Source organism: Pedobacter sp. UBA5917 (assembly GCF_002432345.1).
Taxonomy (GTDB): Bacteria; Bacteroidota; Bacteroidia; order Sphingobacteriales; family Sphingobacteriaceae; genus Pedobacter.
Map to the genome: position 1 here is coordinate 1 of NZ_DJDT01000079.1, position 15,232 is coordinate 15,232.

Below are 15,232 nucleotides of genomic sequence, written 5' to 3' on the forward strand. Positions count from 1 at the left end.
CCTGCTAGATAGACCCTGAAATGAATTCAGGGTGATGACTCGAGGTCTTTAAAATTTACAGGCTAATCCCTGTGTATATATTAATGAACTTATTACAAATTTAACATTTATCTAATATTCCTCTGATGAAATTTTGGTTGGGTATTTCCTTAAAATCCCAACTTCTCATCCAGTTCGCTGGTACCTTCTTCCTGTTGCTGGTATTGGTTACAGTCGAAAGTGATGGAAACGCCTGATTTTGGTGCCTCGAAATCAGCATGACTGATTTTTAAAGCCGGATTGGCATATACCCTTTTTATAAACCCTGCAAAAATAGGGAGGGCCGTATTGGCACCTTCACCTTGGCTGGTACTGATAAAGTGGAATGCCCTGTCTTCGCAGCCCGTCCATATGCCGGTTACCAATTGAGGGGTAATGGCCATAAACCAACCATCCGAGTTATTTTGGGTAGTACCCGTTTTTGCTCCAATCGGTGCATTAACTTTATATTTATAGTTCAGCCTCGATCCGGTTCCATTGGTTACCACACCTTTAAGCATCCTGGTCATTACATAAGCTACTTCTTCGCTCATAATCGGTTTTGGTATTTCCTTTTGGGAGAATAATACCACACCGTTTTTATCTTCAATCCTTAACAGGTAAATCGGCTTGGTATAAGTTCCTTTATTGGCAAAAGCGCCATAAGCACCCACCATGTTAAAAACCGACGAATCGAATGTACCTAAACAGATAGAAGGAAATGCCGGAACATTTGGGATGCCCATCTTGGTAGCGAGGGTAGATACCGCTACCGGACCAACCTGTTTCATTAAATAAGCGGTAACAAAGTTTTGCGAATAAGCCAATGCCTTTTGCAGGGTAATATTGCCTTCTAAAGGCTTCCCAGAGTTTCTTGGTGTCCAAGGATCGCCATAACCCTCAATGGTTACCGGAACATTCGGTACGGTATAGCAGGGCGAATAACCATTTTCGATGGCTACAGCATAGGTAAATGGCTTCGCTGTTGAACCTACCTGCCGTGTTCCCATTTTAACCTGATCGTATTTAAAATGTTCGTAATTGATTCCACCAACCCATGCTTTCACATGTCCGTTGGTTGGGTCCATCGTCATCATGGCATTACGCAACAGCATTTTGTAATAACGTACCGAGTCAATTGGTTTCATTACCGTATCTACGTTACCTTTCCATGTAAAAATGGTCATTTCGGTTTTGGTGTTAAAATCGCTGGTAATTTCCTCATCCGATTTACCTTCCAGTTTTAACGATTTATAACGGTCGGATCTTTTAATCCCCTGTTCAATCTGTAAAGTTTTATCTTTAAATGGGTTTCTGCCTTTCCAGCTGGCAATAAATTGTGCCTGTAACACTTTCATGTATTCTTTTTGTGCTTCTTCGGCATATACCTGCATATCGTAATTCAATGTGGTATAAATTTTTAAGCCATCGCGATCTAAATCGTAAGGTGTTCCATCAGGTTTGGTGATGGATTGTTCCTGAAAAATGGTTTTGATATCATTTTTTAGTACCGAACGGAAGTAAGGTGCAATACCATCGTTAACGGTTGCCGCGTTGAAATGCAGGTTTAAGGGTTTTTCTTTTTGCTCGTCAAATTCCTGTTGTGTTAACAGATCGGATTTTACCATCATAGCCATTACGGTATTCCTGCGGTTTCTCGAACGTTCAGGATGACGGGTAGGCGAATACATGGTAATCCCTTTTTGCATGCCTACTAAAGTTGCTGCCTGTGTTAAGGTAAGTTTATCGGGCGTGGTATTGAAATAAACCCTCGCAGCCGATTTAATGCCATAAGCCTGGTTTCCAAAATCGACTGTATTAAGATACATCGTAATAATTTCTTCCTTGGTGTAATTGCGCTCAAGTTTAACCGCAACAATCCATTCTTTAAACTTGGTGAGTACCAAAGAGAAAAAATTAAGGTTCGATTCCCTCGGAAAAAGGTTTTTGGCCAATTGTTGAGTAATGGTACTTGCACCTTGTTTTTTACCGATTAAATTATAACCTATAATTGAAAAAGTACGCTTAAAATCGATTCCAGAGTGTTCTTTAAAACGGGTATCCTCTGTAGCGATCAATCCGTTGATTACATTTTCTGAGATATCCTTATAGGTAACGTTTGATCTGTTCTGAACAAAATAAGTCCCTAACGGACGGCCATCTTCGGCAATAATCTCCGAAGCCTGGTTGCTTTTTGGGTGCTCGATATCCCTGAAAGAGGGTAGGGCACCAAACAGGCCCAAACCGATCATCGAGATAAAAATAGCGAAAAGGGCAATTCCCCCGATCAATAATTTCCAGATGAGTAAACTGTATCTTTTTGTATCCTGTGCAGAAAGGGATTTATTCATTTTGTGTTGTTATTTTCCAAAATCACCGGGATAGGTGATTTTGGATGCAAATTTATTAATTTTTTATGGAATTAAATTTTAAGCCATAAAGCTGGATAAAGGTCTAGCGGTTATTTTGAATCTTAAACTTTTAGCTCTTCCCTTAAACCCTTAACCTTCCAGCCTTCTGCCTTTTTAACCACCTAAGTCACCTGAGCGCATTTAAATTTTAGGCTTTAGTCTTTCAGCTTTGGTTTTTTTCAACAGAAAGCGTTTGAGTTTTACTTTTGGCTTGTTAAAACCCTCAACCTTCCAGCCTTCTGCCTTTTTTAACCACCTAAGTCACCTGAGAGCATCTAAGTTTTAAGCTTTGGTCTTTTACTTATAATTGTCTTTTAAAAACTCCAGATATTCGTTAATCCGTGATCGATCTGTCAGTTTCGCAAAGTTTTCTTTACTGATGATAAAACCTTTATACAGGTTGGCCGGAACTTTCATAATGTTCTTTAACTGGCCTGTAATGCTCGATTCGTAAAGTTTGGCATCTTCAAGATCGATAAAACTTGTAATGTAAATCAACTGGTCGTTATCCAACTCTACCAATTTATGTTCCAAATCATTATCCGGGTAGTTCCCGCGGTTAAACTGACCAATACCAAAACGCGATGAACTTAAGGTCAATGTGGCGTCGGCTACGTCGATTACATAATAATATTCTTCTGATTTTGCCGCACTGAAAATACTGGCCGGTTTGGTTGGGTCGGCTGGTTTAACCTCAACAGGTTTTGCTATTGGCGCAGGTTCGTTTGTTTTTACTACAGGATTTTCGACTACCAAAGGTTTTGTTGGAACGGCAACCGGAGTAGCCTGGGCCACAAAACGCGGTTCGCTTGCATCAAAATCGATCAGTGCAACAGGCCGTTGTTTAAATTCATCGAGATTGGCCTCAATGTATTTTAAGTGATCGCGCACTAACGGTGTAATAATTTTATCGTTTGGATAACGTGTGGTAATCAGGTTAAACTCGGTAAGTAAAGCATCAACTTTAGCAGTACGGCCAACAGCAATGGCTTTTAAATAAGCATACTGCGGTGCAAGATCATTCTCTGGGAAAGCCATAATGTTGTCATCGGCCTGTTTTACCACATTCGGATAATCTTTTTTCGCGTAAGCATCAAAAGCCGCATTGTAATTGTTGATGGCAAGGTTTTCCATCTGTGTTTGTTTGGCTGAATACGATGGGTCTAAAATATTCTTTGCAAAATTAGATTCCGGGAATTTGGTAAGCACCAATTGTTTGTATTGATCTGATTTTACTTCATCAACACCTTTATAGTTCAGGTATAAACTGTAATAAATGGCAACAAGGTGGTTGTTGTCAGGATATCTTTTAATCAGCTCGAGGTATATTTTATTTGCTTCGGCTTTATCATTAAGCTCCTGTTGATAAAAGCTGGCAATTTCGAAATAGGCATCAATAATTTTTTGGTCGGAAGTTGCCAATAGCGTTGGGGTAACAGGCAAAGCATCTAAAAACTGTTTTTCGAGCGAAGTCTGGTCGGCAGCAGCTTGATTTGTTTCACCATTAGCAGGCGTAATTCCGGTAGCTACATTTCCTCCTGCCAAAATCTGGCTGGTTTCCTGTGCCGATGAGCGTACACTCTGGCGCCAGTTATCTTCTAACTGACGGTTGCCCCAGCGTTTTTTAAAGTCGCCGAAACCACTGCTTATTGCTGCATTGTTGTTAAAATAAAAGGTATTTCCTGCCGTATTTTTTGATGGATTTAAACTCCTGTTCGGAAAATCGGGGTCATTTAAAAATTGATTGTTGATTACACCACCTGTATTTGCCACTTCAACCTTTGGGGTTAAATAAGCCTTTACCTTCGCTTCGCGCTCACCGGCCGGAAGTTTGGCAATTGCCTGCGCAGTATCTTCTTTGGTAATAATGGTATAACGGTCGGTCAAATATTGAAGGTTATCGGCCTTTTTAACTATATTGTCGTAATCCGGAAAGTTTTTGGGCAAAATCATTACCGTACTATCGTAGTACAGTTTTGCTTTAATATAATTGTTAAACTCTTTAAAGTTTAAATCGGCAATCCTTAAATAAGATAATGCTTTCTGGGTTTGGTTGCGCGTACTTTTTGCAACCGATTTTTTGTAATTCTCTTCCGCTTTTACAAAATTTCCCTCTGCCGAAAAAAGTTCTCCAACCTGGTAATAGATCTGATCGGTATAATCAATGTTTTTATCGTCTTTTAATAAAGCAAGCAATTGATCTTCCTTATTCAGTTTTACGCCACTTAATAATGCTTTGAGCTTAATCCTGTTTAAATTGGCATGGAAATACATTTCGAAAGGTGCATTGCTTTTTTCAACTCTGGTGAAATTAGCGTAGGCATCCTGGATATTTTTTTCTTTTTCCTGTAACTGCGCCAGGATAAACCTCCAACGGATACGCAGTTGCTTTTCTGCAGGTAGGGCAATGGCCGATTCTAAAAATAAAATGGCTTCTTTATTGCGTTTCTGGTAAATACGCATCTGCGCTGCTGTTGCAAGGGGTTCGGCCAGATCCTTTTTTAATTCATCCGAAGCGCGCAGCATGGTATCGAGTATTTTATCGGCCAGTACCATATTGTTCAGCTGCATCTGGCTCCGGGCTTTCCAGTTCATCGCCATGATGAATGTTTTCAGATCATTGTTGTAGGTTTTTGCAGTATAATCGAAATATTCCGAAGCAATAAAATAATTGCCTTTCAGGTAGTTTGCCCTGCCCAAAAGCATGTAGGCATCATCGATATAGTTGCTGAAACTTTTTTCATTGATGATGGTTTGTCCTTTGGTAATTACATCATCAAGCTGTTTATTGGCAACGCCGGGGGTAAGCACCAGGTTTACCTGTGGCTCGGGATCAAGGTAAACAGGTAGTATTTTTTCATAATTATCTGCATAACTTTGCAACTGGCTTTCGTTGTATTCAGTAAGCAGAACATTGGAGTTATAGATATAATTATAGCGTGCCGTTAGGTTCTGGAACCTGCGGTCTACAGTGGTATCTTTATTTGCGACGCAGCCATAAATGAGGAGGGCACTAAAAAAGATGGCGAAGCGACTTAAGTGTTTGCTAGCGTTTTTTTTCAATTATGATAAATCTCTTAAGTTGATATACAATAAACAATATATATAGAAAAATATTTTATCCGGCAACAAATTTTAATTATCCAAAGTTAATTTAATTATTGCATAAAAAATGGAAAATCCAAAAGAAGAAGATAAGCAAAAGAAGGGTTTGAGCAATTTTGCCGTTTATACCGGACTAGGTTTTCAAATGCTGGCCACAATAGCAGTTTTTGCATTTATCGGTTATAAAATCGACCAGTACCGTAATGGTACAAAACAGATTTTTACTGCAGTATTTGGTTTATTGGGCGTTGTTCTCTCTTTATTTCAGGTGGTACGTTCGGTAAATAAGCGGAATTAGTATTTGGCCACCTTACTATTTTAAAGTAAATCTGTATTTTAATTCGCTTTCGATTAGCTTTGTACCTTAAATAATTTTAAAGATTTTGGGTATTCAGCGTTTTGTTATCAATTATGTTATCTATACGGCAGTTCTTGCGGGTATAGCCATTCTTCTTCCGCATCTTTTTCCTGATATAAAACTATTGGCCGATAAATTTTGGCTTGTATTTAGTTTTTTGGGAGGGCTAACCTTAATCGCCTATATTGTTGCCTTTATCGGGATAAAACGTAACCCGGAAGCAGGTATTATGGCAATTATGGGTTCAATAGCGGTAAAAATGCTTTTTTCGATGGCTTTTGTGCTGGTTTACAGCCTAAACCATAAAGGAAAGGACATCGTTTTTGTGCTGAATTTTTTTTCTTTATATTTATTGTTTACCTTCTTTGAAATATACGGTTTGTTACGTAACTTGCGCCACCAAAATAAATAGTAAAAATCTGCGAGTAAATGGATTGTAACCAAGTTTTTCAGTTTAAGTTTAATAGGTTAATTGTTGTTTTTGCGCTTTTTTCAGCGTTTTTGTTAGGTTCACCTCGTGTAAATGCACAGGTTGATACTTTACATTCTGCTGAGAAATCTCATGGCGAAACAGCAGAAAAGAAAAAATTTGAGATAGGTAAATTTGCCCTGCACCACATTGCAGATTCTCACAGCTGGCATGTAATTGGTGAAAAATTTATTGGCTTGCCGGTTGTTTTATATGCTGAAGGTAAAGTTGTAACTTTTAATAGCGACGACTTTAAAGGTGATGATGATGCTAAAGTTGTAGTTGAAAAAGATGGTCAGCGTTTTGTTAAGATGCACGAAAAAATCTATTTCGCATCTGAAGCAGCAAACGAACATGGCCAGTATGTAGCTTTAAATGAAGCGCATCATGCAGAAAACAAACGTCCGCTTGATTTTTCATTAACAAAAAACACCTGTACTTTATTGTTGTCGGTAGTTTTATTATTGGTAGTATTTATCAGTGTTGCTAACGGATATAAAAAACGTGCAGGTAAATCTCCAAAAGGTTTACAGTCATGGTTGGAGCCTGTTATTCTTTTCGTACGTGATGATATTGCTAAACCTAACTTAGGTCATAAATATGAGCGTTTCATGCCTTATCTGTTAACCGTTTTCTTTTTTATCTGGTTTAATAACATGTTGGGCTTAGTGCCGTTTTTACCTGGAGGAGCCAATTTAACCGGTAATATCGCCGTAACAATGGTTTTGGCACTAACTACTTTTCTTATTACCATATTTAATGGTAACAAACACTACTGGAAACACATTTTCTGGATGCCGGGTGTTCCTGTTCCGATGAAGATTTTCTTAATGCCTTTAGAGCTGATCGGTATTTTTACCAAGCCTATCGCATTAATGATCCGTTTGTTTGCAAACATCACTGCGGGTCACATCTTAGTGCTCTCGTTAATTTGTTTGATATTTGTTTTTGATAGTTTATGGGTATCTGCTGCATCTGTTCCTTTTGCCATATTTATTGGCGGAATTGAATTGATGGTTGCTTTTATCCAGGCATTTATCTTCACTATTCTATCTGCGCTGTTTATCGGTATGGCAGTAGAAGATCATCACTAATAAGCTTAATTTTTAACAATTAATATATAAAAATCATGATTACAGGAAGTATTGCTGCAGTAGGTGCAGGATTAGCTGCGATTGGCGCTGGTCTAGGTATCGGTCGTATTGGTGGTTCTGCTATGGACGGTATCGCTCGTCAACCAGAAGCTGCCTCAAAAATTCAAACTGCAATGTTAATTGCTGCTGCCTTCGTTGAGGCGGTTGCTTTATTCGCAGTAGTTGTTGCGTTAATGTAATAACAAAAATCAACCATTCTGTAGAAGATTGTTTTACAGAATGGTTGTTATTAAAGAACAAGGAAAACTATAAAATATAAAAAATGGAATTATTAATCCCAGAAGTTGGTTTAGTTGTATTTCAATCAATAGCATTTTTATTGTTATTGTTTTTATTGGCAAAATTTGCTTGGAAACCAGTTTTAGGTGCCATTAAAGAACGCGAAAATTCTATTGATGAAGCCCTTAACAAAGCTGAATTGGCAAAACAGGAAATGGCACGTTTAACCAGCCAGAACCAGGATTTGATGCAACAGGCCCGTGCTGAGCGTGATGAAATTTTAAAGGAAGCTAAAACCTTAAAAGATAGCATCTTAAACGAAGCTAAAAAACAGGCTCAGGTAGAAGGTGCCAAATTGATCGAGAAAGCTAAGATCGAGATCGAAAACCAAAAGAAAGCAGCTTTGGCTGAAGTAAAAGGCCAGGTTTCTTCTTTATCATTAGAAATTGCAGAACGTGTTTTACGTACCCAGTTAGATGATAAAACCAAACAGGAGGCTTTAGTGGCTAATCTGTTAAAAGACGTTGAATTAAACTAGTTTTGAGAAAATAGATTTGAGACACTAGATATTAGATTGGAGATTCGTTCTCACATCTTCCATCTCACATCTCACATCTCACACCTAATAATATGTCAGAAATTAAAGTTGCAAGCAGATACGCCAAATCATTAATAGACTTAGCCGTTGAAAAAAACGCGCTTGAAGCGTCTTATAATGACATGGTTTTGTTTGAGAAAGTGGTTGATGAAACCCCTGAGCTAGAAGCGATATTAAAAAACCCGATTGTACCTTTAGATAAGAAAACTGGTATTTTAAACGGAATTTTTGCTGATAAAGTAAGCAAACTAACCATCTCGTTTTTCAAGATCGTAGTAAGCAAAGGTCGTTCTGCGATTTTATTCGCTACAGCAAAACAGTTTGTGCAGCAATATAACCTTATAAAAGGAATTGTTACTGCCGATGTAACTACTGCTAATGCTTTAAGCCCTGAGGCAAAAGAGCAGATTATAGCGATTGTAAAGAAAGAATTAGGCGCCAACCAGGTTATTGTTAACGAAAAAATTAACGAAAAACTAATTGGTGGTTTTATATTAAAAGTTGGCGATAAGCAATTTGATGCAAGCATTGCCAGCGGTTTAAGTAAACTTAGAAAAGAATTTGCGCAATAGCGAATAGCGTTTTGCGTGAGGCGTTAAGCGTTGATTCGCAAAATGTCTAAAAAAATATAGTGAAGCGCTAGTTTAAGGCAATAGAACGCCAAAAGCGAAGCGCCAAACCCAAAGAGTATTGCGATAAGCGGGTGGCGAATAAATGCCAAGCGCCATGCGCTAAGCACTAAACATTTATAAAAAGATATAAAGTAAAATTATGGTAGAGGTAAGACCAGACGAAGTATCGGCAATTATCAGACAGCAATTGGCGGGCTTCAAATCAGAAACCGAACTGGAAGAAGTTGGTACCGTGTTGCAAGTGGGCGACGGTATTGCCCGTGTTTACGGTTTAACTAAAGTTCAATCGGGAGAATTAGTTGAATTTGCAAACGGCCTACAAGGTATCGTATTAAACCTTGAAGAAGATAACGTTGGTGTGGTACTTTTGGGTGCTTCAGACGAGATCAAAGAAGGTGATACCATTAAACGTACCAAAAAAATTGCCTCTATTAAAGTTGGTGAAGGTATGCTTGGCCGCGTAGTTAATACTTTAGGTGAACCTTTAGATGGTAAAGGTCCGATCTTAGGCGAAACTTACGAAATGCCTTTAGAGCGTAAAGCACCAGGTGTAATTTACCGTCAGCCGGTAAACGAGCCTTTACAAACTGGTATTAAAGCAATCGATGCGATGATTCCAATCGGTCGCGGTCAACGTGAGTTGGTTATCGGCGACCGTCAGATTGGTAAAACTGCCGTTTGTATCGATACCATTATCAACCAAAAAGAATTTTATGAAGCAGGCCAGCCTGTGTTCTGTATTTATGTAGCTATCGGTCAGAAAAACTCTACTGTAGCCAACATTGTACGTACATTGGAAGAAAACGGCGCTTTACCATATACAGTTGTTGTTGCTGCTTCGGCTGCAGATCCTGCTCCAATGCAGTTTTATGCTCCGTTTGCAGGTGCTGCAATTGGTGAGTTTTTCCGTGATACAGGTAAACCGGCTTTAATTGTTTATGATGATTTATCTAAACAGGCTGTAGCTTACCGTGAGGTATCTCTACTACTTCGTCGTCCACCGGGCCGTGAAGCTTATCCTGGAGACGTTTTCTACTTACACAGTCGTTTGTTGGAAAGAGCTGCGAAAATCAACGCTAACGATGATATCGCTAAAAACATGAACGATTTACCTGAGTCGATTAAACATATCGTTAAAGGTGGTGGTTCGTTAACTGCACTTCCAATTATCGAAACCCAAGCGGGCGACGTTTCTGCATATATCCCAACCAACGTAATTTCGATTACTGATGGTCAGATCTTCTTGGAGTCAAACTTGTTTAACTCTGGTATCCGTCCGGCAATTAACGTAGGTATCTCGGTATCACGTGTGGGTGGTAACGCACAGATCAAATCGATGAAAAAAGTAGCAGGTACTTTAAAGTTGGATCAGGCTCAATACCGCGAGTTGGAGGCTTTCTCTAAATTCGGTTCTGACTTAGATGCTGCAACTAAATCGGTATTAGATAAAGGTGCACGTAACGTAGAAATGTTAAAACAAGCGCAATTCTCTCCATTTACTGTTGAGAAACAAGTTGCAATTGTTTACGCGGGTACTAAAAACTTAATGCGTAGTGTTCCAATCAATAAAGTAAAAGAATTTGAAACCGAATTCTTAACCCAATTGGAATTACGTCATCCAGAAACTTTGGCAGCATTAAAAGCTGGTAAATTCGACGATACCATTACCGGTGTTTTAGATACGGTAGCAAAAGAGATTTCAAGTAAATATTAATAAGATTTGAGACATGAGATTTGAGATTTGAGATTGGGACTTAACGTCTCATATCTCACATCTAAATAAAGAATGGCTAATTTAAAAGAAGTAAGAAACCGGATTGCGTCGGTACAATCAACACAGCAGATTACCAAAGCTATGAAAATGGTTTCGGCGGCAAAGTTGAAACGTGCTACCAATGCAATTATCGCTTTACGTCCTTATGCAACTAAACTGAAAGAGATTTTAGGTAATCTATCGGCAAGTTTAGAGGGTTCATCATCTCCTTTTATCCAGGAGCGTGAGCCTAATAAGGTTTTAATTGTTACTGTATCATCAAACCGTGGTTTGGCCGGTGCTTTTAACATGAACGTAATTAAAGCGGCCAATAATTTAATTGCTGAGAAATATAGCGAACAGTTGAAAAACGGTAATGTAAGCATTATTTCTATCGGTAAGAAAACCCAGGATTTTTACGAAAAACGCAAATACAATGTTATTGGTAACAATAATGAGGTGTTTTCTGCCTTAACTTTCGAAAACGTAACCAAAATTACGGATGCGATTATGGCAGGTTTTGTCAAAGGCGACTTTGATAAAGTAGAAGTGGTTTATAACCGTTTCAGAAACGCAGCGGTACAGTTTATTACTACCGAGCAGTTATTGCCTTTGCCTAAAGCAGAAGAAACAACAGCTGATCTGAAAGCAGATAAGAAAACAACAAATGCTGATTATATTTTAGAGCCTTCTCAAGAGGAAATTGTAGAACAGCTGATCCCTAAATCAATTAAAATCCAGTTATACAAAGCAGTGTTGGATTCTCATGCTTCTGAGCACGGTGCACGTATGACATCAATGGATAAGGCAACTGAAAATGCCGGTGAGTTATTGAAAGCCTTAAAACTTTCTTACAACCAGGCCCGTCAGGCAGCAATTACAACTGAGTTAACCGAGATTGTAAGTGGTGCAGCAGCATTGAACGGATAATTTTTAGTCTAAAGTCGGAAGTCTTTAGTCCTCAGTCAAAAAAATATAAAGCCTATTTCTTAATCGAAATAGGTTTTTTTATTACCCGATTATATCATAATCCAAAATTATCATAATATTTATGGATTATAATCCAAAATTATTATGTTTTTTATGGATTGTAATCCAAAATTGTTATACTTTTGTATAAGTAATTTTGATTATGATTGTTCGGAAACAGTTGGATTATGCTTTTGCCAGGCTTTTTAAAGGTAAAGCCTTTATTATCTTCGGGCCAAGGCAAACCGGTAAAACCACTTTTGTGGAGCAGTTATTGGCAAAAGTTGATAAGAAAACCTTATATCTAAACGGAGACGATGCCGATGTTCGGGAAACTTTGGCTAAACCCAATGCTGCACAAATAGCGCAATTGCTTGCCGGTTACGAAGTGCTTTTTATTGATGAAGCCCAACGCATTAATGATGTGGGGTTGCTGATCAAGATTATTGTAGACCGTTTTAAGCCTGTTCAGGTAATTGCAACCGGCTCGTCGGCCTTTGAGTTATCAGGTAAGATAAACGAGCCTTTAACAGGCCGAAAATACGAGATGATGCTTCTGCCTTTCTCTTATGCAGAACTGGTAAGTGATACCGATTTTATTACGGAAGAAAGATCGTTGGAACAGCGTTTAATTTATGGTTCTTATCCCGAAATTATCAACGATCCACAAAATGCAGAAGAACATTTAAAATTACTTGCCGATAGTTACCTCTATAAAGATCTTTTCACTTTGGAAGATGTTAAAAAGCCGCTCCTGTTCGAAAAAATTGTAAAAGCCCTGGCTTTGCAGGTGGGGAGCGAGGTTAATTTTTCGGAGCTGGCACAATTGGTAAAGGCCGATCAGAAAACGGTTGATAAGTATGTCAGTTTACTCGAAAAATCTTTCGTGGTTTTTAGTTTGCCTGCCTTTTCGGGCAATGTACGTAACGAGATCAAAAAGAATAAAAAAATTTACTTCTATGATACGGGCATTGTTAATGCCATTACAAGGAATTTTAGTCCTCTGGCCAATAGGAATGATGTTGGCGCACTGTTCGAAAACTATATGATTGCAGAGCGGATGAAATTTTTGCACCAGAACCAGATAGAAGCCGAATGTTTTTTCTGGCGTACCACACAACAGCAGGAAATCGATTATATAGAAAAAACAAAAGAGAAATTTCTGGCTGTAGAGTTTAAATGGAGCGAAAGGGGAAAAAATAAAATTCCGCTTACTTTTACACAGGCTTACCCTGATGCAGAAACTTTGTTACTATCAAAAAGTGATAGGGGAAGTTTTTTGAATACTTAATTTTCAGTATAAAAAAGCCCGTTCTGGTTAAGGAGCGGGCTTTATCAAGTTAAAAATAAGGATTATCTGTATCTATTCTCAACCTTAAATAACCGTTATCAATCTTTTTAATGTTAGTGCCATCTCCATGATATACAGATGCATTAAACTTAGCTTCAAGTAGATATTTCCCTGATTTTAGCTTTTGTAAGCTTATTATTTCAAATTTAGACTGGTTTTGCAATTCTGGATTAAGAAGTGGGTGATAAACCAGGCTACTGTAACCGTATGTTTGTAATCCATAATCGCCCCCACTTAACTCCAGGGCAATACCGTTCTGGGAATTGTTTCTGGTAAAGTCCATTGCAAATTTGCGTTCGCCGATAGAAAATAGATCGAGTTTATCCACTGGCTCAAATAGTATGGCTGATGGGTTGGGTTTTGTTAAACTTTTATTGTATTTCTTTAAAAAAGTGATCGTGATGCCGTTTCTGTTATCGTTTCTTAAAGCATAAAAACGTCCAAACATAACCGTGTTCTGGTCATCAGATATATACTCCACGTTTTTAACAACAGAATCTAGTTTTTTATTCGCCTTTCCATTTAATACGCCCCTACTGGTGGTGGTTGTTAAGATAATTTTTTGCCCATCTAATGTATATGAGACAGAATCTTTTAGCAATTCTAATGGATCGGGTTTTTCTACAGGAGGTATAATTGGTAACTCGGTTACCGGATCGTTCTTCTTGCATGCCGCAAGAAAGAGTAGGGCAATAGCTGCCCCGAATAAGATTTTAGATTTCATATTAAACTGGTTTTATTTGTGTGTGCCCAAAAATAACTATTTTTTATAACTAAAGTCTTAATTGATGTAAATTAATCCTGATTATCGATACTAATCTGTAGGTATTGTATTACGGAATAAATTTTTTCCATTGTTACTGCTGGAATTTTAGCAGACAGTTATTATATGCTTTTAATATCTTTGCACCGTAATATCGAATTATGAAAAAATACAGCCTACTCTTTTTACTTTTCGCTCCTTTTTTTGTTAAAGCGCAAAATCCTGCAAGGGATTACACCAATGCTGTACTTTGGCAGCAAAACTCGGGCGAGTACCGGGCACTGTGTTTTCAGGCCTATAATTTTGCACGTTTATCGCTAAAAGAAGCTTTATGGGCCGATACCAGCAAAAAGCCGAACTGTGTAGTAGTTGATATAGACGAAACTGTTTTGGATAATTCGGCCTTTCAGGGACATGAAATTAAAAAAGGACAGAGTTACATACCCGCCGACTGGACAGAGTGGACAAGCCTGGCAAAGGCCGATACCGTTCCTGGTGCTTTGGCATTTTTAAAATTTGCGGCATCAAAAAACATCGAAACCTTTTATGTGAGTAACCGAGACGAAAAGGACTATGCAGCTACGTTAAAAAACCTGCAGCAATTTGGTTTTCCCTATGCCGATGATGCGCATCTGGTGGTTTCTAAAGGAACATCAGATAAAGAACCCCGCAGGCAAAAAATAACCGAAACGCACAATATCCTGTTGTTATGCGGTGATAATTTAAGCGATTTCAGCAATATTTTTTACCGCGAACAGAAAAATACTTTTGAGCAGGTAAACAGTAACCAGCAGTTGTTTGGCACAAAATATATCGTGTTACCAAACCCAATGTACGGCGATTGGGAAAAGCCTTTGTACAGTGGCGAAAAGCTTAATGATCAGGATAAAGCGAAACAACGTTTAGAACGATTAAAAAGTTATTAAGTTTTTATCATTATTCAGCAATAAGTATTACTTTTGCAGCATCATAAAAATAAACATTATGGAGAACAACGAATTAAAGCACAATACAGAAAGTATGAAAGCGGCTAACCAGCCAGGAATTTATAAATTAATAATTTTTGGTGTAGTGGTTTGCATGATCGGTACTTATGCTCGTTTCGCTTACGATTCATGGCAGGTATCATTGGCATCATGGATTGTTTTGTTTATCGGTGCGATTATTTCAATCAAAGGTGTATTCAAAATATTAGACGCATAAGCAGATTTGCTATTAAGATATAAAGCCGTTCCGATGTAAAATCGGAGCGGCTTTTTTGTTTTATCCCGTTCAAACCTATCAGGTTTTAAAACCTGATAGGTTTAAAATAGAAAAGCCTAATTTTTTTTGAAAATGAACGGTTCTGTTTTAATGGCTGAGGGCAGTCCTGCTATCCCTCCAAGTCCTCACTCGTACCTCGCTCCGGGCTTTTCGTTCTATCAGGTTTATT

Annotated in this window: 14 protein-coding genes; 11 read left to right on the forward strand and 3 right to left on the reverse strand. The window is 38.3% G+C overall.

Translation table 11 applies throughout. From position 1 onward, the window contains the following. Positions 1–149 precede the first annotated feature (149 nt). Entirely contained in the window at positions 150–2,369 is a 2,220-nt protein-coding gene (locus B2V92_RS04955; protein WP_293305226.1) for a transglycosylase domain-containing protein, read from the reverse strand. Positions 2,370–2,726: 357 nt separating this feature from the next. Next, positions 2,727–5,492: a tetratricopeptide repeat protein gene (locus tag B2V92_RS04960; RefSeq protein ID WP_293305227.1), complete on the reverse strand. Its 2,766-nt coding sequence runs from the start codon at positions 5,490–5,492 to the stop codon at positions 2,727–2,729. A gap of 109 nt (positions 5,493–5,601) precedes the next feature. On the opposite strand from B2V92_RS04960, the gene B2V92_RS04965 reads away from it, so the two are divergent. The 9 genes from B2V92_RS04965 (at position 5,602) to B2V92_RS05005 (ending at position 12,977) form a co-directional block, all read left to right on the forward strand. Then, positions 5,602–5,832 (forward strand): AtpZ/AtpI family protein, encoded by a 231-nt coding sequence (locus tag B2V92_RS04965; protein ID WP_293305229.1) that lies wholly within the window; start codon positions 5,602–5,604, stop codon positions 5,830–5,832. An 85-nt stretch (positions 5,833–5,917) separates the two neighbouring features. Next, a complete protein-coding gene (locus B2V92_RS04970) occupies positions 5,918–6,304 on the forward strand; it encodes a hypothetical protein (protein WP_293305231.1) in 387 nt (128 codons plus the stop codon). Positions 6,305–6,393: 89 nt separating this feature from the next. Further along, entirely contained in the window at positions 6,394–7,455 is a 1,062-nt protein-coding gene (gene atpB, locus B2V92_RS04975; RefSeq protein ID WP_349681419.1) for a F0F1 ATP synthase subunit A, read from the forward strand. Positions 7,456–7,493: 38 nt separating this feature from the next. Then, positions 7,494–7,694 carry an ATP synthase F0 subunit C gene (gene atpE, locus B2V92_RS04980; RefSeq protein ID WP_055132568.1) on the forward strand — a complete coding sequence of 67 codons (201 nt, stop codon included), beginning with the start codon at positions 7,494–7,496 and terminating at the stop codon, positions 7,692–7,694. An 83-nt stretch (positions 7,695–7,777) separates the two neighbouring features. Next, positions 7,778–8,272: a F0F1 ATP synthase subunit B gene (locus tag B2V92_RS04985; RefSeq protein ID WP_293305235.1), complete on the forward strand. Its 495-nt coding sequence runs from the start codon at positions 7,778–7,780 to the stop codon at positions 8,270–8,272. A gap of 92 nt (positions 8,273–8,364) precedes the next feature. Then, positions 8,365–8,904, forward strand: a complete 540-nt coding sequence (gene atpH / locus B2V92_RS04990; RefSeq protein WP_293305237.1) for an ATP synthase F1 subunit delta — start codon at positions 8,365–8,367, stop codon at positions 8,902–8,904. A gap of 199 nt (positions 8,905–9,103) precedes the next feature. Further along, entirely contained in the window at positions 9,104–10,678 is a 1,575-nt protein-coding gene (atpA, locus tag B2V92_RS04995) for a F0F1 ATP synthase subunit alpha (protein ID WP_113947680.1), read from the forward strand. A 72-nt stretch (positions 10,679–10,750) separates the two neighbouring features. After that, positions 10,751–11,647 carry an ATP synthase F1 subunit gamma gene (gene atpG, locus B2V92_RS05000; RefSeq protein WP_293305238.1) on the forward strand — a complete coding sequence of 299 codons (897 nt, stop codon included), beginning with the start codon at positions 10,751–10,753 and terminating at the stop codon, positions 11,645–11,647. 202 nt (positions 11,648–11,849) lie between these two features. Continuing rightward, entirely contained in the window at positions 11,850–12,977 is a 1,128-nt protein-coding gene (locus tag B2V92_RS05005; RefSeq protein ID WP_293305239.1) for an ATP-binding protein, read from the forward strand. Positions 12,978–13,026: 49 nt separating this feature from the next. Here B2V92_RS05005 and B2V92_RS05010 read toward each other — a convergent pair whose 3' ends face one another. After that, positions 13,027–13,761 (reverse strand): hypothetical protein, encoded by a 735-nt coding sequence (locus B2V92_RS05010; protein ID WP_293305241.1) that lies wholly within the window; start codon positions 13,759–13,761, stop codon positions 13,027–13,029. Between the two features lie 200 nt (positions 13,762–13,961). On the opposite strand from B2V92_RS05010, the gene B2V92_RS05015 reads away from it, so the two are divergent. Together B2V92_RS05015 and B2V92_RS05020 are read left to right on the forward strand one after the other, a co-directional pair. Next, complete coding sequence (locus B2V92_RS05015; RefSeq protein WP_293305242.1) at positions 13,962–14,726, forward strand: 5'-nucleotidase, lipoprotein e(P4) family; 765 nt, start codon at positions 13,962–13,964, stop codon at positions 14,724–14,726. Positions 14,727–14,784: 58 nt separating this feature from the next. Further along, complete coding sequence (locus B2V92_RS05020; RefSeq protein ID WP_113947685.1) at positions 14,785–15,003, forward strand: hypothetical protein; 219 nt, start codon at positions 14,785–14,787, stop codon at positions 15,001–15,003. Positions 15,004–15,232: the final 229 nt, after the last annotated feature.

Excerpts from the sequence above, each read along its gene's own strand:
- B2V92_RS05015 (WP_293305242.1), top strand. The coding sequence starts at position 13,962 with ATGAAAAAATACAGCCTACTCTTTTTACTTTTCGCTCCTTTTTTTGTT.
- atpG (WP_293305238.1), top strand. The coding sequence starts at position 10,751 with ATGGCTAATTTAAAAGAAGTAAGAAACCGGATTGCGTCGGTACAATCA.
- B2V92_RS05020 (WP_113947685.1), top strand. The coding sequence starts at position 14,785 with ATGGAGAACAACGAATTAAAGCACAATACAGAAAGTATGAAAGCGGCT.
- atpA (WP_113947680.1), top strand. The coding sequence starts at position 9,104 with ATGGTAGAGGTAAGACCAGACGAAGTATCGGCAATTATCAGACAGCAA.
- B2V92_RS05005 (WP_293305239.1), top strand. The coding sequence starts at position 11,850 with ATGATTGTTCGGAAACAGTTGGATTATGCTTTTGCCAGGCTTTTTAAA.
- B2V92_RS04985 (WP_293305235.1), top strand. The coding sequence starts at position 7,778 with ATGGAATTATTAATCCCAGAAGTTGGTTTAGTTGTATTTCAATCAATA.
- B2V92_RS04955 (WP_293305226.1), bottom strand. The coding sequence starts at position 2,369 with ATGAATAAATCCCTTTCTGCACAGGATACAAAAAGATACAGTTTACTC.
- B2V92_RS05010 (WP_293305241.1), bottom strand. The coding sequence starts at position 13,761 with ATGAAATCTAAAATCTTATTCGGGGCAGCTATTGCCCTACTCTTTCTT.
- atpH (WP_293305237.1), top strand. The coding sequence starts at position 8,365 with ATGTCAGAAATTAAAGTTGCAAGCAGATACGCCAAATCATTAATAGAC.
- B2V92_RS04965 (WP_293305229.1), top strand. The coding sequence starts at position 5,602 with ATGGAAAATCCAAAAGAAGAAGATAAGCAAAAGAAGGGTTTGAGCAAT.